The following is a 17,706-nucleotide window of genomic DNA, read 5'->3' as shown; positions in this document are numbered from 1 at the left end:
CGTTCCTCGTGCTGTCGGAATTGACGGTGATGTCAGAGGCCGAACAAGCGACGAGCCGTCTGCCCTTTCATCCCTGCACGTACCGAGGGACCGACGTCGAGCGCGCCGAGTGCCGCCAATCCGGGTTGCAGGGCCTGTCGTTGAGCGAATGGAAAGTCGCTCGCGTACATGAACCGCTCCGCCCCTAAGACGTCGCACGCGAGGCGCAGGGCGCGAGGGTCGGGGTTTGCCGTATCGAACCAGAGCCGACCTAGATAGTCGGACGGCTGCGTCGGGAGAAGTTTTCGCACGTCGGGCGTGAGCCGCCATACGAAGTCCAAGCGCTTTGCAAGGAACGGCAACACTCCACCGAGGTGCGGCACGACCCAGTTGATCCCTGGGAATCGGTCAAGGACACCGCCGTAGATCAGGCGCACTGCGGCGATCGTGTCGTCGAACGGGGCACCGAGCGCCCACTCCATCCCGTGATCCGCCAGCGCGTTCTTGATGGAAAACCCCTCTGGGTGCAGGAGAACGGTGCAACCCCTGTTTGAGAGGTACTCATACAATGGATCAAGCCTGCGGTCATCGATGGGGACATCCTCGATATGAGTGCACAGAGTCACGGCGACAGCGCCCAGTTGGTCAAGGGCGCGCTCGCACTCCGCGATCGCAGCGTCGACGAAGGGAACCGGCAGGCTGGCCGAGAAGGCGAAGCGCTGGCGATGGTCGCGGACGATGTCAGCAACCCCGTCGTTGAACGACTCTGTGGCCCGCCGTCGGACATCAACGTCGTCGGACCAGACGTTCGGCGCAGGGAACTCCAGGATCTGCATATCCACGCCCGCGAGGTCCATGAGGCGAAGCCTCTCGTCGAGATCGTGTGTGAAGACCGGATCCTTCATCGTCAATGGGCTCGCCAACGCGCGAGCAGCGATGCCTGCGGCCCTATCCGAACCGGAGGCGATGGTCCGAAGGGCGTCGATGTAGCTAGACGGCAGGATGTGCGCTTGAACATCGATGACGCGTGCTGTGTCAGCTGCCATGTGCCAGTTCCTCCGACGTCTCGTAGCCAAGGAATCCGCAATCTTGCGCCGAAGACGGCCAGGCCGAGCAGACAACGCCGGCTAGTTGTGTTTGGAGGCAGCGCGGTGGATGGCACGCGCACGCGACGATCTCGTCCAGGCGCCCATCTCTTACCTTGATCGGCCACTCAGGGTCGGCCAGGATCGGTCTACCCAGACCGACCATCGCCGCTTCACCTGCCATCACGATGTCGGCGGCAAGGTCAGGGTCTGCGAGCTGGCCGTTAGTGAATACCGGTGCCGAGCATGCGCGCGCAATCTGGCTCGACACATCCCGTTGGAACTGGGGCCGCCCGAAGAGTCCTACGTTCGCCTCCGCTCGGAGGGATTCGAACGTCGAGACCATCGGGATGACGAAGTCGACGCCGTGATCGGGCAGCAGGGTCGAGAAGGCTATCGCGTCGTCGGCATCCCATCCACCCGGCATTAGCTCGCCCGCGAAGAGGTGGTATCCGACAAGGAACTCAGGACTGACTGCGGCCCGGACAGCATCGATCACCCGCAACGGGAACTTGTTCGGTTCCCGGCCGTAGTCGTCGACGCGAAGGTTCATTCGGGGCGACTGAAAAGACGAGATCAGGAACCCCTGGGCGCCATGGATTTCTACCCCGTCGAACCCGGCTTCCTCCGCCAACGCGGCGCTGTAGGCGAAGCTCTGCACGGCCGCCTCGATCTCCTCCGTGGTGATTTCCTGAGGAGTGACTCTCAGTCCCGGTAGCAGTGGAAAGCCGATCGCAGATGGAGCCAGCCGGCGGCGGGACTCGTACTCGTCCCACGGGCCTGCGTAGCGCCCGGCATGCACGATCTGCACGATCGCTACGGCGCCGTGTCGCTTGATCTCGGCGGCCAGCTCGGTCAACTTCGGAAGCCGGTCCCGGCCGTCGATCAGCGCCTGCCGAGGCAGCTGCCGTCCCGACGTGTCAACCGCCATGTTCTCCACGATGATCATTGCCGCGCCCCCGGCGGCCCGGCGACCATAGTGTTGAATCATCTGGTTGCTCACGTACCCGTCGCCGGTGGCGTAGCAGACCGAGAGCGGGGTCATCAGGATGCGGTTCCGCAGCGACTTCGCACCAAGCTGGAACGGCTCGAACAGTGCCCGATGGCGGGCGTTTGTGTCTGCCATGATCAGGCCTCCGTCCCTACGATGACCAGTTGCGTCTTCGCAGTCGGCGTCGTCATCACGAACGCCTGGAAATCGGTGCAGCAGGAATCAAGTCCTCGACGACGACCGAACTAGTGAGCCGGCCGATCAGGTCTGCCTCGACGACAAGTTCGTCGCCACCGCGCAGCGCGAGGCCCTGGGCGACGCCGACGCCGGCCGGGGTACCCGTCGCGATGATGTCGCCCGGCTCAAGGGTCACCCTTTCGCTCGCCGCAGCGATCAATTCCCAGATGTTGAAGATCATCTGAGACGTGTGGCCGTCTTGCTTGAGTTTGCCGTTATGCCAAAGGCGAAGGGAGAGCGCGTGCGGGTCCGGAACCAGCCACGACGGGACGAGACCTGGGCCGGTCGGGCAGTGGGAGTCACCGCCCTTCGCGTTCAGCCAATCGAACTCGAACGGCGGCGCGACCGCCATATCGCGCGACAGAAGGCCTCGAGCCGTGACGTCGTTGAACAGGGTGTACCCGGCGACGTAGTCCTGAGCCAGTTCAGCAGGGATCCTCTTGCCTCTGCGGCCCATCACGACGGCGAGTTCCGCTTCGTAGTCGGGGCGAATCGAGTCCTCTTCGGTGATGCGGACCTGTTCGCCAGGGCCGATGATCGCCGTCGATGGAGGCACGAGGAAGAAGTAGGGTCGCAGTCCCTCGGACGGCTGATCCGCACCCATCTCGCGAAGGTGATCGGGGTAGTTGGCGCCGGCGCACATCACCTTCCGCGGGTACCGGATCGGAGCCAGCAGCTCGGCGTCAGCAACCAACTCACCCTGGGTCATATCGCTACTTCTCAGTGCGTCGGCCAAGCGATCCCATTCCTGAACCGCCTCGAACAGGCCGTCAAAGCCGTCGAGAACCGGGTGACGGCGCACACGACCTTCGGCGTCAAGCACACCCGCTCGGGGCCGAGACTCCAGGTCGGTGCGGTACGTGACGAGACTCCAGCTCATTCCAGTGATCCTTTCGCGGTTCCTAACCAACGGCTCCCCTACTGTATACAGAATTTGCGGGAAGGCAAGCGCGCGCAGACAGCTCTGAAGCGCTACCCACTGACGACGTAGCATGATCTGCATACAGCGAAGTAGCGACGGCTGCGCTTGGCTTGGCGCTTCCTCACGCAGGCGTTCATCGCGATCTGTCGGCTTCGGATCTCGCTGCGCCCTGGTCAAACTTCAAGAAGAAGGCGCCGCTCTACCTGCCTGCCGCGACTGCCGGCCGACGCCGTGGATGCGGCTGAACTTTCGGCTGGCTCGGTCCTTGGCGATCCGCCGTCAGGTGTTCAGTCCGCCGTCGATGTTGAGCGTCGCACCGGTGACCTGGCTCGCGGCCGGACTTGCCAGAAATGCCACGCCGGCAGCGACATCGTCTGGCGATCCGTATCGGCCGAGCGGGATCAGATCACGCTGGAAGTCGGCGAACTCGCTAGTACTTGGGTTCGAGTCGGTGTCGGTGGAGCCAGGTTGAACGAGGTTGACGGTGATGTTCTTAGGGCCGAGCTCACGGGCAAGTCCGTGTGTTAACGACTGCAGTGCGCGCTTCGTCATCGAATACACCACACCGCCTTCGCCGACGGTGCGATCCGCGCCAGCGCTCCCGACGATCACGATTCGGCCACCGGCGGAGAGGTGGGAGATGGCGGCGCTTGCGGCAAGTATCGGTGCTTGAAAGTTGACGCGGAAGAGGGCCTCGATGTCGTCGGCTTTGATGTCCTCGATAGAGCTGAAGCGAACGATGGCGGCGTTGCTGACCAGGATGTCCAGTCCACCGAGCACGCGTGCTGCCTCGTGAACCGAGTCGCGAACCGCAGTGGCCTCCGAGAAGTCGGCTTGGATCGCGAAGCCTGCTCGCCCAGCGCGCTGGATGCGGTCGAGTATCTCCTGCGCGGGGCCGGTGGAACGCTCGAACGTAAACGCAACGTCTGCGCCGTGATCGGCGAGAGTCAGCACGATGGCGGCGCCGATGCCCCGGGAACCTCCGGTGACTAAGGCCCGCTTGCCGGAAAGTGCGCTCATGAGTCGCCTCTCGTCAATGACCGAGCATTCGGAGACGGCCGTCTCGGGCGTGCATTTGCCCTCGAGAGCCGGCCGCATCCGAGACCGAAGGGCGTGGAGCCGAGCGGGTCAGGCCTCGGTGGCGTCGGGAATCAGATTCTTGACTAGGCCCGGCTGGAGATAGCCGGTTCGCCCGTACTGCTCCACCAGCGCTGCGTTCTCGGCCAGCAACTTGTCGATCGGCTCGTTCAGATCGACGGCGGCGAGGAAAGGCTGGCGGGCGGGGAGACCGGTCTGCCAGTAGACCTCGCACCGATTGCCTTCCGGATCAAAGAAGTAGATGCCGAAGGCGTTGCCGTGGGTCACCACCAGATCCAAGAGGACATCGTTGTCGACGAGTCGTCCGTACATCTCAATCAGCTCGGTGAGGTGATTGACGCGGAACGAGATCTGCTGGATCAGTTTGGTGTCTTCAGCGGTCACTCGCCCCTCGACGAGCTGGAACTCGTGGTGCTCGAACTGGGGGCGCGCGCTGAAGAACCGCATACCGAGGTTCGCGTCCTCATCGGTGACGGTGAGACCCAGCACGTCCCGATAGAAGATTGTCGAGCGCTCCAGGTCGTTGCAGAACACTCCGAAATGCCCCAATTCAGCGATCGCCATGACGCACCTTCCAGGTCGGTTTTGAGGTGCCGGCCGCCCGCAACCAACATAAGATTCCGTGGGGTTGATTGGCCTGCGCCTCGGACACGGAAACCATAATCTGTATGCAGATTGGCGTCAACTCCACCCCAAGCGCAAGATTCTGGGCGCTCCCTACTTCGTTGGGCCGCGACCGCGCGGACTCGTGTCGTGTCGTTCCTGCACACAGTTAGTGGGCTGCTCGAGGCGCGCTCAAGAGCCGCCGGCAGCGACCTGGCACCCAGGCAGGAGACACGAACCGCGCAACCATCGCTCGCCAATGGTCTGTCCCGAGCTAGTCGGCAAGCAGCCCGGAATAGGCCGGCAGTCCGCGCGCTCGATCGCCTTACGGTCGCGCAGCACAAACCTGTCGACGTTCGGCCACTCCACGATCCGGCGCCCGACCGTTGCTTTGAGGCGCAACGCGATGAACACGATGTCCGCGTCGCCGCGCCAGCGATCGACGTCCGCTCGCATGTCCGGGCGAACGACGCGGAGGAGTTGCTTCGGCGAGCCAACTTCAAGGTCATCAGTAAGGCGCTAAAGGCCGCGGGCTAGTCGGGCGTCCGCACCATCGGGGCACCCTCGGGCGGGACAGCGTCCCCGAGGGTGCCCCAACGGCCGCCGCTCGACGCGGTCTCGAGCGCGCTTAGTCTTGGTCAGCCCTGACAGGTCGCAGTAGATCTGCGCAGCAGGGCCCGCGCCAGCGAGCCTCACCGAGTTGATGAAACCTGCGGGCGCCTGAGCTCTCGCTTCTCGCCGGCGTGACCTGGATTCGTTGTCCGGGGCGGCGAACTCAGCGACTAGGTGGTCAGCATCATCCGGCGAGGTCGAGGGCGACGTCGATGATCATGTCCTCCTGACCACCGACCAGGCTTCGGCGACCGCATTCCACGAGAATGTCGCGGACATCGACCTGGTATCGATCCGCGGCGTTCTGAGCGTGCCGAAGAAATGACGAATAGACGCCGGCGTATCCGAGTGTCAGTGTGTCTCGATCGACGCGGACTGGCCTGTCTTGAAGGGGACGTACGAGGTCATCGGCCGCGTCTTGGAGCTTGAACAGGTCGCACGCGTGCTTGAGTCCCGACAACTCAGCGACGGCGATGAATGCCTCCAGTGGGCAGTTTCCTGCTCCCGCGCCGTGGCCGGCGAGCGAGGCGTCGACACGTCGTACACCGTTCTCGACGGCGACTATCGAGTTGGCCACGGACAGCGACAGGTTTTCGTGGGCATGGATCCCGATCTCGGTTTCCGGATCGAGAACGTCCCGATAGGCACGCACGCGGTCGCGGACATCGCGCATGGTAAGCCGACCAGCTGAGTCGGTGACGTAGACGCAGTGCGCTCCGTAGGACTCCATGAGCTTCGCCTGGCCGGCCAAGTCAGATGGGGAGGCCATGTGCGAGAGCATCAGAAACCCGGAAACGTCCATGCCGATCTCACGCGCCGCGCTGATGTGTTGGGCGGAGATGTCGGCCTCAGTGCAGTGCGTGGCCACACGTACTGACCGGACACCGAGATCCCAGGCGGTCTTGAGTTCGTGGATGGACCCCACGCCAGGCAGGAGGAGGGTGGTCAGTCGTGCCTGCTCGATGACGCTTGCGGCCGCCTCGATCCATTCCCAGTCGGAGTTCGACGCCGGGCCGTAGTTGATTGACGAGCCTGCCAACCCGTCCCCATGTGCGACTTCGATGGCATCAACGCCCGCGTTGTCCAAGGCGCTCGCGATGCGTCGGATATCGTCGGTCGTCATGCGGTGCCGGACGGCGTGCATTCCATCTCGCAGGGTGACGTCCTGAATGAAGAGCTTCGGGCTCACTCTGTTTAGTCCTTCCGTGCGGCGATGCGTTCTGCCACCTGCACCGCGGCGGACGTCATGATGTCGAGATTGCCGGCGTAGGCAGGCAAGTAGTGCGCGGCACCCTCGACCTCGAGAAGAACAGACACCTGGTGCGTGACGCGCTGTGCTTGGGGGGCGATCAGCGTGGCCAGCGGCTGGTCCGCTGGTAGTGGATTGATCTGCACCTTCTGCTTGAGGCGATAGCCAGGGACGTAGGCCGCGACGGCATCGACCATCGCCTCGACAGAGCGAACGATTCGGTCTTGTGTGGCTTCGTCGGGCACGGAGGCAAGACAGAACACTGTGTCTCTCATCAGCATTGGCGGCTCGGCAGGGTTGAGAATGATGATGGCCTTGCCACGTCTCGCGTTGCCGATGCTGACGATTGCCGCTGACGTGGTCTCCGTGAACTCGTCGATGTTTGCTCGGGTTCCAGGACCCGCAGATCGGGATGCGATGGAAGCCACGATCTCTGCGTATTCGACATCCACGACCTCGGCGATGGCTGCAACGATTGGGATCGTCGCCTGCCCTCCACAAGTGACCATGTTGACGTTGGCCGCAGTTGTTTCTTCGAGGTTGACTGCAGGCACGACGTAGGGCCCGATGGCAGCTGGGGTCAGGTCAATGAGCGTCTTGCCGTAAGGCTCAAGGGCCTTCGCGTTGGCTGTGTGCGCATTGGCCGATGTCGCGTCCATGACGATGTCAATGTCGCGGAAGTTGGGGAGGTTGATGAGGCCGGCGACGCCCTCAGCGGAGGTCGCGACGCCCATCCGCCGCGCACGCGCCAGACCATCCGACTCCGGGTCGATCCCGACCATGGCCGCCATCTCTAGCCGGCCGCTACCGCGAAGGACCTTGATCATCAGGTCGGTCCCGATGTTTCCGGAGCCGATAACCGCCACCTTCGTTGTCATGTCGTGTTCCCTTCGCCCAGCCTCATTGCGACGGTCCCCAGGTCCGGGAACGTTGCCGTCACTCGCGCTCCCGGGGTGAGCGGGAACATGGGGCCGAGTGCCCCTGACATCACAAGCTCGCCGGCACGGAGAGGCGCGCCGATCCCGCGTGAGATCTGTGCCAGCCACGCGACCGCCAGGACCGGGTCGCCGAGGCAGTCGCGGCCGGTGCCAGCAGAGACCTTCACACCGTCGACGCTCATGCTCATCGCAAGGTCGACCGTTGAGACCTGATCGATCCTGAACGCGTCTTCGCCGACGACGACGGCGCCCGATGAGGCGTTGTCGGCGACCGTGTCGGCGAAGGAGATGTTCCAGCCCGTGATGCGGCTGCCGCAGACTTCGAGGGCAGGAACCACGTAGGCCGTTGCTCGTCGTACTTGTTCAGCGTCGAGAGGTCCCTCGACCAGGTCGTGCTCGAGCATGAACGCGAGCTCCGCCTCGACGCGTGGTTGCAGAACCCGGTCCGCAGGGATCTCGCTCCCACCGACATGGATCATGTCCTCAAAGAGGACACCGAAGTCTGGTTGGTCGACGCCGAGTTGGGCCTGCACGGCCTTGGAGGTCAGGCCTACCTTGCGGCCGCACGGACGCGCGCCACCGCGTGTCCGTTGCGCAGCTACCAGTCTCTGAACGGCGTAGGCGGATTCTTGGTCTGCGGGACCTATGAGGTCTCGCACGGGCTCGCACGGGCGCCCTTCTTCGGCGGCCGTGACAAGACGCTCTGCAGCGCGGGAAACAAGCTCCTCATCCACGCTTTGAGGGTGCGTTCCTGACGCATCGAGGTCCAGCGTCGCGTTTCGTTGAGCGATACGCTCTGATGGTGGACCCCGGACTGAACACGGTGTTGTCGAAGTCCGTTGCCATCCTCAGGGCGTTCAACAGTGACGACACGAACGTGTCACTTGCGGAGCTGGTGCGACGGACGGGGCTGCACAAAGCAACCGTGTTCAGGCTCGCCGCCGAACTGGTGGAGCTCCGTCTGCTGGAGAAGTCGGAGTCCGGCTATCGGCTCTCAGGTGGAATGTTCGAACTCGGGATGCGGGCGGCTGTTGAGCGAACCTTGCTCGAGGTGGCGATGCCGTTCCTTCAGGACCTTTACGAACGGACGCACGAGATCGTCCATCTTGGCATTCGGGAAGGCCACCACGTCGTCTACGTCGCGAAGCTCGGCGGTCACCGACAGGTCCGCAGCCCATCGAGAGTCGGAGGACGCATGCCGATGCACTGCACAGCCATCGGCAAGGTCTTCTTGGCGCACGATCCGATCGTTCGAAGGGAGATCCTGAGCGCACCGTTGGAGCGGCGGACGCCTCACACCGTCGCAACGCCCGGTCGGTTGGCCCGTCAACTGTCCACGGTGACGTCGACGGGCGTGGCCTACGAGCGAGAGGAGTCGGCGTTGGGCCTCACCTGCATCGCTGTGCCCGTACTCGACGAGACTTCTGCGGTGTGCGCCGCTATTAGCGTGGCTGGTCCGACGACGCGATTCCGTCCAGAAGCTCACACCGCAGTGTTGCGGGCAACCGGGGCAGCTCTTGGCACGATTCTTGCGCGACGAAGTAGCAGCGATGGCCATTGACATCACTACTGCGGGCAGTGGCGCTCACATCAGTTCGACAGGTTCAACTGTTGGAATCGACCAGCGCGCGACACTCGAAGGTCTGGCTTCCTCTACCGGTCCGTTCAGATACTCAGGGTTCAGTCATGGAGTCGGCCCGGGGTGCTGTTGGCACTCAGATACTCGCGCGGGGCCTCTACGCCCTACAACTCGCGGCCGGTGCTTCCGATGGTGTGCGTCCAGGAGATAAAGGAGAGCCTGGGTGTGCACCGTTCGATTGCGTCTCGCGTTCTCTCGGCGCTCGCGACGTTCGGGGGAGCCTGACCCGGTTCTCCGGACACGGGTGGTGTGGTGATCATGCCGCTCCGTTGGCGGCGGTGTGAAGGTGTTGCTGCTGCCAGTGATGCTCGTAGTCGACGGGGCTGAGCATCCCGATCGAGGTATGCCGTCGGCGCGGGTTGTACCAGGCCTCGATCCACTCAAAGATCGCTGCGCCGAGTTGCTCCTGGCTGTCCCACACGGCGCGGGTGTCGAGCAGTTCGCGTTGCATGGTCGACCAGAACGACTCGATCATCGAGTTGTCCACGCTGGACGCGACGCGGCCCATGGATCCGAGCAGGCCGGCGTCGCGGAGCCGGTGCCCGAAGACCCACGACGTGTACTGGCTGCCCCTATCGGCATGCACCACGGTCCCGGGCGCGGGCCGGCGGCGCCAGATCGCCATCTGCAGGGCATCGACGACCAGCTCGGAGCGCATGTGATCGGCGATCGACCAGCCCACCACCTGCCGGGTGAACACGTCGAGCACCGCCGCGCAGTAGACCTTCCCGGCCCGGGTGGGGTGCTCGGTGATGTCGGTGCACCACAACAGATCCGGCCCAGCGGCCACGAACCGTCGTTGCACGAGGTCCTGGTGAACCGCCTCAGCAGGCCGGTGGCGACGCTTGTGGCGGTGGCTGATCCCGCGACGGCCGGTCATCCGCAGCAGTCGAGCCACGCGCTTGCGCCCGACCCGGACGCCCATCCCGAGCCGGAGCTCGGCGTGCACCCGTGGGGTGCCGTAGGAGCACCGTGACATCTGATGGATGTCGACGATGGTGTTCGCCAGATAGGCGTCCTCGAGGTCACGGTTCGAGGGCGGTCGGTCGCGCCACTCGTAGTAGCCCGACCGCGAGACCTTCAAGACCCGGCAGGCCACCGCGACATCGAAGCCGTCCGCGGCGAGCTCCTGGACCAGCCGGAACCCTATTTTGGGAGCACGTTCTCCTGTGCGAAGTAGGCCGAGGCGCGTTTGAGGATCTCGATCTCCATCTGCTGGCGCCGGTTCTCCCGACGTAGCCGGACCAGCTCTTCGCGCTCGCTGGTCGAGAGACCTTCCTTGCGGCCGGAGTCGATGTCGTCCTGGGCCATCCAGCGGCGCAGACCGGACTCGCTGATCCCCAGATCCTTCGCGACCTGGGCGACCGACGCATCCGGCTGCCGGGCCAGGTCGATCGCCCTGCGACGGAACTCGGGCGGGTGAGGTGCAGGCATCTTCGAACTCCCTTCCTGCAGCGATCATCGCTACAGATCAGGTGTCCGGGCTACCGGGTCAGGCTCCGGGCGTCGTCGGTCGGGAAGTGGCCGCGGGTCTTGGTGATCTTGCGTAGCTGGTAGTTGATCGACTCGATCATGTTGGTGGTGTAGATGACCTTGCGGACCTCGGGCGGGAACGCGAAGAACGGGATCACCTGCTCCCAGGCAACCTCCCACTGTCGTTTGATCGCGGGGTACTGGCGGCCGATCTCGGAGTCGGTCCAGGCATCCAGGGCGTCGCGGGCGCCCTGCTCGGTCGGGGCGCTGTAGATCAGCCGTAGCTGGGCGGCGACGCGTTTGCGGTCCTTGTAGTTGACCACCGCAGGCTCGCGCGGGTCAGGTGCACGATGCAGGTCTGCACGACCGCATTGGGCCAGACCGCCTCGATCGCGGCCGGGAGCCCGGTCAGGCCGTCGCACACCACGATCAAGACGTCCTCGATCCCGCGGGACTTCAAGTCGTTCATCACTCGCAGCCAGAACTTCGCGCCCTCGGTGTGCTCGACCCAGATCCCGAGGACCTCCTTCTCGCCGTCGACGCCGACCCCGACGGCCAGGTGGGCGGCCTTGTTCTTCACCATCCCGGAGTCGCGGACCTTGCACACGATGGCGTCGAGGAAGATCACCGGCCACACCGGCTCCAGCGGCCGGGCCTGCCACTCGCGGACCTCGTCGAGGACGGCGTCGGTGATCTTGGAGATCAGATCCGGGAGACGTCGATCTCGTAGATGTCGAGCAGGTGGTTCTGGATGTCGCGCACGGTCATGCCGTGGGCCTAGAGCCCGATCACGATCTTGTCGATCCCGTCCAGGCGGCTCTGTCCCTTGCGGACGATCTGGGGCTCGTGGGTGCCGGCCCGGTCCCGCGGGACGTCCAGATCCAGCGTCCCGGCCTCGGTGATCAGCTTCTTCGGGGTGTAGCCGTTGCGGCTGTTCCCAGACCCGTTCCCGGCCGAGTCGCCGACCTCGTAGCCCAAATGATCGGTCAGCTCCTCGGCCAACGCCCGCTCGAGCACGGCCTTGGTCATCTGCTTGAGCAGACCACCCTCGCCGAGCAGCTCCACCCCCTGCTCACGGGCCTGCGCGATCAGCGCCTCAATCGCCTCGGCGTCGAGGAACTGAGGCTCCTCAGGCTCGCGTCGAGGCCGTCCCACCTCGACAGTGTCCAGCACTTCCTCCATGACGTGACTCCTCTCGAGAACCGCCCATGCGATTCAGGTTGGAGGTCACGCCCTTACACAGAGGATCTGACACGCCCCCTTGCCGCGCGCTCGCCTCCAGCGACTCGCTCCACGGATTAGGCACCGGGGTCAAGTCCCAGGTAGTGGTGTATCGCCTGTGATCCTTCGTAGGGGTTAGGCGCTGAGTTCGAGGACGGGGTCGGTGCTCACCTCCGTCGTCGTGTCGGTCACTGGAGCGAGTCGGCAGCGGGCGAGGACTTCGAGGCCGAGGTAGCGGCGGCCTTCGGCCCATTCGTCGGTCTGTTCGGCCAGCACGGCCCCGACGAGGCGAACGATGGCCTGCCGGTTGGGGAAGATGCCCACGGCGTCGGTGCGGCGCCGGATCTCCTTGTTCAGCCGCTCGGAGGGGTTGTTGGACCAGATCTGGGTCCAGACGTCCTTGGGGAAGGCGGTGAAGGCCAGGATGTCGGCGCGGGCGGCGTCGAGGTGCTCGGCCACCGCCGGCAGCTTGGCGGCCACGTAGTCCAGCAGCCGGTCGAACTGGGCGTGCACCGCGGCGGCGTCGGGCTGGTCGTAGACCGAGTGCAGCATCGCCTTGACCGCCGGCCACATCGACTTCGGGGTCACGCTCATGAGGTTGGCGGCGTAGTGGGTGCGGCAGCGCTGCCAGGTGGCGCCGGGAAGGTTGGCCGCGATGGCCTCGACGAGGCCGGCGTGCGCGTCTGAGGTCACGAGCCGGACCCCAGCCAGGCCGCGGGCCACGAGGTCGGCGAAGAACTCGTTCCACGCCGCCCCGGTCTCGGCCGTGGCCACCCGCATGCCCAGGACCTCGCGGTGCCCGTCACCGTTGACACCGGTCGCGATCAGGACCACAGCGTTGATGACCCGCCCGCCCTCGCGCACCTTCATGGTCAGGGCGTCGGCGGCGACGAACGTGAAGGGTCCGGCCTCGTCGAGGGGCCGGTGGCGGAAGGCCTCGACCTGCTCGTCCAGGTCGGCGGCCATCCGGGACACCTGCGACTTCGACAGGCTGTTGATGCCCAGCTGCTTGACGAGCTTGTCCATCCGGCGGGTGCTCACCCCGGCCAGATAACAGTCCGCCACCACCGTGATCAGCGCCGACTCGGCCCGCTTGCGCCGCTCGAGCAGCCACTCGGGGAAGTACGTCCCGGTGCGCAGCTTGGGGATCGCGACGTCGATCGTGCCGACCCGGGTGTCCAGGTCGCGGTGCCGGTAGCCGTTGCGCTGCGCGGTCCGGTCCGGGCTGCGTTGGCCCCACTCGGCACCGACCACCGCGTCGGCGTCGGCGGACAGCAGCGCGTTGATCACCGTCTGCAGCAGGTTGCGCATGAGGTCCGGGGAGGCTTCCGCCAGGGCCTCGCCAAGCAGGCCGGCAGGGTCGACAATGTGAGGTGCGGTCACCGTGATGCTCCGTTCGAGAGTGCTGTGAAGGGTTCACTCGAAGATCACGCGGTGGCCGCTCCACGTCTACTACGACGAGGCCGGCAACCGCGTTACACCATCATCGGGGACTCAACTGGCACCGGGAACGGACGAAGCGCCGGATCCGAGGACCCGGGCTCTGCCTGACGTGCGGGAGTGGCGAGTTGAACCGGAGGAGCCTCACGCTCAATCCCGCACGAACCACCGTCGGGCTGAGACCCCGAGTCCGGCCCGCCACCGGCCCAATCGAAGGAGGAGCCATGACCGAGCCCGCCCAGCCGGACCCGACCGGCACCGTCATCAGCGCGGAGGACCAGCGCGACGCCGCGTAGCCATGAACGCAGTCCCCTACGCGGCTGATGTCCGTGCCGATCCCGCCACGCGGAGACCTCAGCGCCCGCGACGTTGTCGCGTTCCTGAGGGCCTGCGAGTCGTGCTGACCGAGGTCGCCGGACGAGCCGACGATCAGCACCGGGTCTGCTCGCCATGGAGTCCGACGATGCGGCGTTCCGCCGCCTCATTGGCACCCCACCCGCCGAGGTGACCCCGTGAGCGCGCACATCGAGTGGCTGGCCGCCCGCGAGACCAGCGTCCAGGTGTTCACCCCCGGCGAGGACTGGGTGGGAGCCGGTGAGCACCGCCAACCGGTCCTGACGCTGGCCGGGGACGACGTGGTGGCGATCCAGGGCACGCCCGCCGAGTTGCGCGCGCTCGCCGCCCGGATCACCGCCGTGGCCACCGCCGCCTCCGGGCGGCTCGACCTCGCCGACGCGACCGCCCGGGAGGACCAGCCAGCATGAGCGAGGACGACGCCACGCTCCGCGCCCTGGAGCCCGCGCGACCCCCGGCCCGTGGACGCGTGTCGGTGACAAGATCCGCGCCACCGCCGCCGACGCCCTGATCCCGGACAACATCCTCGTGGCCTACTACGCCGGCCACGATCACTGGCTCGGCCTCAAGACCACTGGCCACGCCGCCGACGTCGAGTTCATGGCCGCCGCGCGCACCGCGCTGCCCGACCGCCTGGACCGGCTCGACCGCATCCGCGCCCTGCACGCCCAGTGGGCGAGCAGGCACCCGAGGACGCGGACGGCTACGTCGACCTGTGGGAGACGCTCGGTCGGCTCCTCGACGGCGAGCCCGCATGAACGCCGCCGTGGACCGAGAGGCCGGGTGATCGTCTGCCCCAACCGCCAAGGCCGCCCGCTGCGCTGTGTCCGCTGTGGGCGGCCTTCTGCGTTCGGCCCGGTCTCGGGTCGGGATCACCAGAGCGTCAGCTGCTCGCCCAGCAGCTCCTGGAGCCGCGCGAGGTCGTCGGCCACCAGCTGCGGGTCCTCCCCGCGCCAGGTCGCGCAGCTCCCGCGCTTGCCGACGCGGGCCACGCGGGTCGGCCAGCGGGCTGTAGGGCAGCCGCGGCTGTACCGACCACTCCCGGCGATTCTGCGCCGCGCTCGACACCACGACGTGGTTCGGCGCGATCCGCTGGCATAGCGGGTTGTGACACCGATGCCCGAGCAGCCGTGCCTGGGCGAGCGAGTCCACGCCGTGCATCACCGCAAACGCGAACCGGTGCGCGATGATCACCCGCCCCGGCGCGTACCAGAACCGGCCATGGCCGCCGCCGTCCGTGCGCTCTCGCTCGGACCGACCGGCCACCGCTCCGGTCCACCACAGGCACTCACTGCCCGGCACCGTGGCGACCTTCGCCCGGTACCGCGTGAGCACCGCCGAATCGGCGATCGCTGCCGCGACCGCCGTGAGGCCGGCGTCATCCAGCCGCCGAACCGGCACCCGCTCCCCCGCTCCCGGCAGGCGCCAGCCCCGCCGCACCGTCGCCGCCCTGCTCGCCGTCGCCACTGTCGGCCTGGTCGCCGGCGAGCCGCCGCAGCCGCGTCGCCTCCCGAACGCTCACCGTCTCACCGCACCACTCGACGGCCTCGCTCAGGGATAGACCCTCTCGCTCGGTCAACTCCCGCAGCGCCTCACCGGCGCGCTTCTCGGTTTCCATCACCGCCTGGTCGCGCTCACCTATCGCGACCATGACCCGCTCGGCCAGGTCGATCACCCGGCGCACCCGCTCCTCGCGCTCGCGCCGCCGCTTCTCGGCCATCCCGCGCCGTACGCCGCGCCTGCTGCTTGATCGTCTGCTGACTCATCTGGTCCTCACTCGTGTCGACATGGACTCTGACAGTCACCTACGACATTTTCCCGGTCCCCGAGCGATCACCGAGCCGCAGAAACCTTCAAACCCGCTCCCTCGGCCCAGCCAGTCCAGCCGATCCGAACCCGACGCCCCAGCCGTCACCGACACCCCTCTGCGTCCCCCCAAATTTCCGCGACCGACCAAGTGCCACACACCTCTTGCATCCTCGGACCCTCGAGTGTTTCGATTGTGCGAAACGACGGTGAGTCCCCAGTCGCCTGGAGCCTTCTATGGCCGACCATGATCAGCACCCAGAAGATGTTCGCTCCTGCCCGAACTGCGGCGGCACAGTCGTCTACCGGGGCGTCGGCCGACGCCCAGTCTGGTGCTCGACCAGATGCCGGAACGATGCCGCCTTGCGGCGGCTCGGCGCACGGAAGGGCGCCGTCGAGGTCCGGCTGGTCGACGTCCCGCGTTACCGAGCGCAGGACGTGCAGGCCGCTGCAGGGCCGCTGACCGACGCCTCCAGCCAGCCGCTTCCGAGCGCCGACGCAAACCCCCGGAAGGCCTCGCACCCCTCCCCCGAGCAAGCCCTTCGGGTCATCCGGAACGATCCCGAAGCAGTCGGTCAGCTCCTGGCACACCTCGAACGTCGCCGCTCCGACGGCACTCTTCTCGGAGCCGAATGGCTAGCCGTGCGCAACGCAGTTCGCCTGATCGCCGGCGCGATGCCGCCAGACATCGAACGCCGAACGTAGATCCCTAAGCGCTACGACCTCCCACCGGACGCGCTGCCGACTGATGTAGCGGCCACCGCGACCGGCGGTAAAGGACTCAGGCCACAGGGGTCTGCGACCTCGCCCTTGTGCGCCGAATGTGCACGACAGACACGCCGACAAGCGGGACGTCCCGACCGGTACCAACCGCGACGGAGCATCGCATCGCTGACGCTCGCTCCCACCGAGCGAGCACCTCGTGGATCGCTCGCTCGTTCAGATACAAGGGCACGTCGGCGGGTTTCGCCCAAGGAGGGAGCGCGCCCCGACGATCCCTTGCTGCGAGCAGATGACCTGCTCCGCCCACGAGAAGGTGGTGCCTTGTCTCGTGGGGGTTCCGGGCTCGCCGCAAGTCTGTGCCGGCGAGCCCGCAGTCGCCAATTGACCGACGGAGCAGATCAACGCGACGGCTGGCCTCAGCCATGCGACCCCCCGGCCGGCTGGCTTCCGCCGTTGTGACGTTAGGCGTTCCCGCGGCCGGTTCGATACGCGACTGGCCAGTAGGGACGTACGTCATAGCTCGACGGCCGCCCCCGGGCGCGGGCCCCACGACTCACGTGCTGAGCGGAGCACGACGGTTACGAGGCCCGACAGGACCCGAGGCAGTTCCCGAGGAGCAAACGCGCCAGAACTCGGCCGCGAACGGCGACGGGGTACTGACTGCTTCTCGCAGGCTCGGTGTCCCGAACAGGCTCTTACCGCTCCAGCGATACCTCTAGGTTGCGGCCAGAGGGGTGCTGCAACCGCGTGCTGGAGTCAAGCCCTGTCCCCGTGCGGTACCCGGCCCGTATGGTCCAGCTAATAGCCGATCGACATCCTCGTTTCGCCCAAGGTTGATACGGACGCGGCTCGACGTTATGACGTCGGTCTCTTACCCGCCGGTCACCTGGGCGACGCTATTACGTTCGGCCCACCGCTGACGCCTGGAGGACCCAGAGCCTCTCGGCGCCACCGGATTCGCGGCGGCCTTCCTCGACCTCCATCGAACAGGCGACGCGAACCCGGCCCCGTTCCGCCCAGTCGTCGCCGAAACGGGGCCGGGTACTCAACGACACTTGACGCATGTGGCCCTCCTCGGAGGGACGGCCGCGTGGGGATCCGCCAGCCGATCCCTACCTGTCACCGGAACCACCGTCCTGGACACCGATGAGCGCGGCGGGGCCTGTTCGGACAGCAGGCCGGTGGGCCTGCGCGTTGCTCGCCTCGTCGGCGTCGCGCCAACATGCTCCATGCGTGACTCAGCCCTGATCCACCGGTGAGGATTCGTCATCGGTGATTCTGGTGGATCGCGACGAGGTTCGCAGTGTGGGCGTGGGTGAGCTGCCGGCCGGTGCCG

At 66.2% G+C, this 17,706-nt stretch carries 14 protein-coding genes and 1 pseudogene; 2 read left to right on the top strand and 13 right to left on the bottom strand.

Translation table 11 applies throughout. From position 1 onward, the window contains the following. Nucleotides 1-32: 32 nt before the first annotated feature. From A6R01_RS09180 to A6R01_RS09145, 8 genes are all read right to left on the bottom strand, one after another. Entirely contained in the window at nt 33-1,025 is a 993-nt protein-coding gene (locus A6R01_RS09180) for an amidohydrolase family protein (RefSeq protein WP_292605142.1), read from the bottom strand. Continuing rightward, complete coding sequence (locus tag A6R01_RS09175; protein WP_292605141.1) at nt 1,015-2,190, bottom strand: NADH:flavin oxidoreductase; 1,176 nt, start codon at nt 2,188-2,190, stop codon at nt 1,015-1,017. The genes A6R01_RS09180 and A6R01_RS09175 overlap by 11 nt, the downstream gene beginning before the upstream one ends. Before the next feature lie 55 nt (nt 2,191-2,245). Further along, a complete protein-coding gene (locus A6R01_RS09170) occupies nt 2,246-3,172 on the bottom strand; it encodes a fumarylacetoacetate hydrolase family protein (protein WP_292605140.1) in 927 nt (308 codons plus the stop codon). Nucleotides 3,173-3,493: 321 nt separating this feature from the next. Then, complete coding sequence (locus A6R01_RS09165; RefSeq protein ID WP_292605139.1) at nt 3,494-4,234, bottom strand: SDR family oxidoreductase; 741 nt, start codon at nt 4,232-4,234, stop codon at nt 3,494-3,496. A 108-nt stretch (nt 4,235-4,342) separates the two neighbouring features. Further along, complete coding sequence (locus A6R01_RS09160) at nt 4,343-4,876, bottom strand: VOC family protein (protein ID WP_292605138.1); 534 nt, start codon at nt 4,874-4,876, stop codon at nt 4,343-4,345. Nucleotides 4,877-5,711: 835 nt separating this feature from the next. Beyond that, nucleotides 5,712-6,716, bottom strand: coding sequence for a 4-hydroxy-2-oxovalerate aldolase (gene dmpG, locus A6R01_RS09155; protein ID WP_292605137.1), 1,005 nt, complete (start codon nt 6,714-6,716; stop codon nt 5,712-5,714). Between the two features lie 5 nt (nt 6,717-6,721). Continuing rightward, nucleotides 6,722-7,654, bottom strand: coding sequence for an acetaldehyde dehydrogenase (acetylating) (locus tag A6R01_RS09150; protein WP_292605136.1), 933 nt, complete (start codon nt 7,652-7,654; stop codon nt 6,722-6,724). Then, nucleotides 7,651-8,448, bottom strand: coding sequence for a fumarylacetoacetate hydrolase family protein (locus A6R01_RS09145; RefSeq protein WP_292605135.1), 798 nt, complete (start codon nt 8,446-8,448; stop codon nt 7,651-7,653). The genes A6R01_RS09150 and A6R01_RS09145 overlap by 4 nt, the downstream gene beginning before the upstream one ends. A 65-nt stretch (nt 8,449-8,513) precedes the next feature. Here A6R01_RS09145 and A6R01_RS09140 point away from each other — a divergent pair, with 65 nt between their 5' ends. After that, nucleotides 8,514-9,275 (top strand): IclR family transcriptional regulator, encoded by a 762-nt coding sequence (locus tag A6R01_RS09140; RefSeq protein WP_292605134.1) that lies wholly within the window; start codon nt 8,514-8,516, stop codon nt 9,273-9,275. Between the two features lie 334 nt (nt 9,276-9,609). Here the strand turns inward: A6R01_RS09140 and A6R01_RS09135 are convergent, their stop codons facing one another. From A6R01_RS09135 to A6R01_RS09120, 4 genes and pseudogenes are all read right to left on the bottom strand, one after another. Continuing rightward, nucleotides 9,610-10,452, bottom strand: coding sequence for an IS3 family transposase (locus A6R01_RS09135; protein ID WP_292605133.1), 843 nt, complete (start codon nt 10,450-10,452; stop codon nt 9,610-9,612). Nucleotides 10,453-10,499: 47 nt separating this feature from the next. Next, on the bottom strand, nt 10,500-10,787 hold the full coding sequence (locus tag A6R01_RS09130; protein ID WP_292605132.1) for a transposase: 288 nt from the start codon (nt 10,785-10,787) through the stop codon (nt 10,500-10,502). Between the two features lie 68 nt (nt 10,788-10,855). Next, nucleotides 10,856-11,894: pseudogene (locus tag A6R01_RS09125) on the bottom strand (IS256 family transposase); the annotation flags it as partial. A 288-nt stretch (nt 11,895-12,182) separates the two neighbouring features. After that, the gene (locus tag A6R01_RS09120; protein ID WP_183591284.1) at nt 12,183-13,430 is read right to left on the bottom strand and encodes an IS256 family transposase; all 1,248 of its coding nucleotides are present in this window, start codon (nt 13,428-13,430) and stop codon (nt 12,183-12,185) included. Nucleotides 13,431-13,999: 569 nt separating this feature from the next. Here A6R01_RS09120 and A6R01_RS09115 point away from each other — a divergent pair. Next, complete coding sequence (locus A6R01_RS09115; RefSeq protein WP_292605131.1) at nt 14,000-14,251, top strand: hypothetical protein; 252 nt, start codon at nt 14,000-14,002, stop codon at nt 14,249-14,251. Nucleotides 14,252-15,219: 968 nt separating this feature from the next. Here A6R01_RS09115 and A6R01_RS09110 read toward each other — a convergent pair. Next, a complete protein-coding gene (locus A6R01_RS09110) occupies nt 15,220-15,561 on the bottom strand; it encodes a hypothetical protein (protein WP_292605130.1) in 342 nt (113 codons plus the stop codon). Nucleotides 15,562-17,706: the final 2,145 nt, after the last annotated feature.

The organism is Nocardioides sp. REDSEA-S30_B4 (assembly GCF_001627265.1).
Lineage (GTDB): Bacteria > Actinomycetota > Actinomycetes > Propionibacteriales > Nocardioidaceae > Nocardioides.
The sequence above is the reverse complement of the archived record's forward strand: the minus strand, read 5'-3'. Positions and strand labels throughout refer to the sequence as shown.

What these genes read in the sequence shown, in the direction of transcription:
- A6R01_RS09130 (WP_292605132.1), bottom strand. Translation starts at nt 10,787, where the DNA reads ATGCCTGCACCTCACCCGCCCGAGTTCCGTCGCAGGGCGATCGACCTG.
- A6R01_RS09150 (WP_292605136.1), bottom strand. Translation starts at nt 7,654, where the DNA reads ATGACAACGAAGGTGGCGGTTATCGGCTCCGGAAACATCGGGACCGAC.
- A6R01_RS09160 (WP_292605138.1), bottom strand. Translation starts at nt 4,876, where the DNA reads ATGGCGATCGCTGAATTGGGGCATTTCGGAGTGTTCTGCAACGACCTG.
- A6R01_RS09140 (WP_292605134.1), top strand. Translation starts at nt 8,514, where the DNA reads ATGGTGGACCCCGGACTGAACACGGTGTTGTCGAAGTCCGTTGCCATC.
- A6R01_RS09110 (WP_292605130.1), bottom strand. Translation starts at nt 15,561, where the DNA reads ATGGCCGAGAAGCGGCGGCGCGAGCGCGAGGAGCGGGTGCGCCGGGTG.
- A6R01_RS09165 (WP_292605139.1), bottom strand. Translation starts at nt 4,234, where the DNA reads ATGAGCGCACTTTCCGGCAAGCGGGCCTTAGTCACCGGAGGTTCCCGG.
- A6R01_RS09175 (WP_292605141.1), bottom strand. Translation starts at nt 2,190, where the DNA reads ATGGCAGACACAAACGCCCGCCATCGGGCACTGTTCGAGCCGTTCCAG.
- A6R01_RS09180 (WP_292605142.1), bottom strand. Translation starts at nt 1,025, where the DNA reads ATGGCAGCTGACACAGCACGCGTCATCGATGTTCAAGCGCACATCCTG.
- A6R01_RS09170 (WP_292605140.1), bottom strand. Translation starts at nt 3,172, where the DNA reads ATGAGCTGGAGTCTCGTCACGTACCGCACCGACCTGGAGTCTCGGCCC.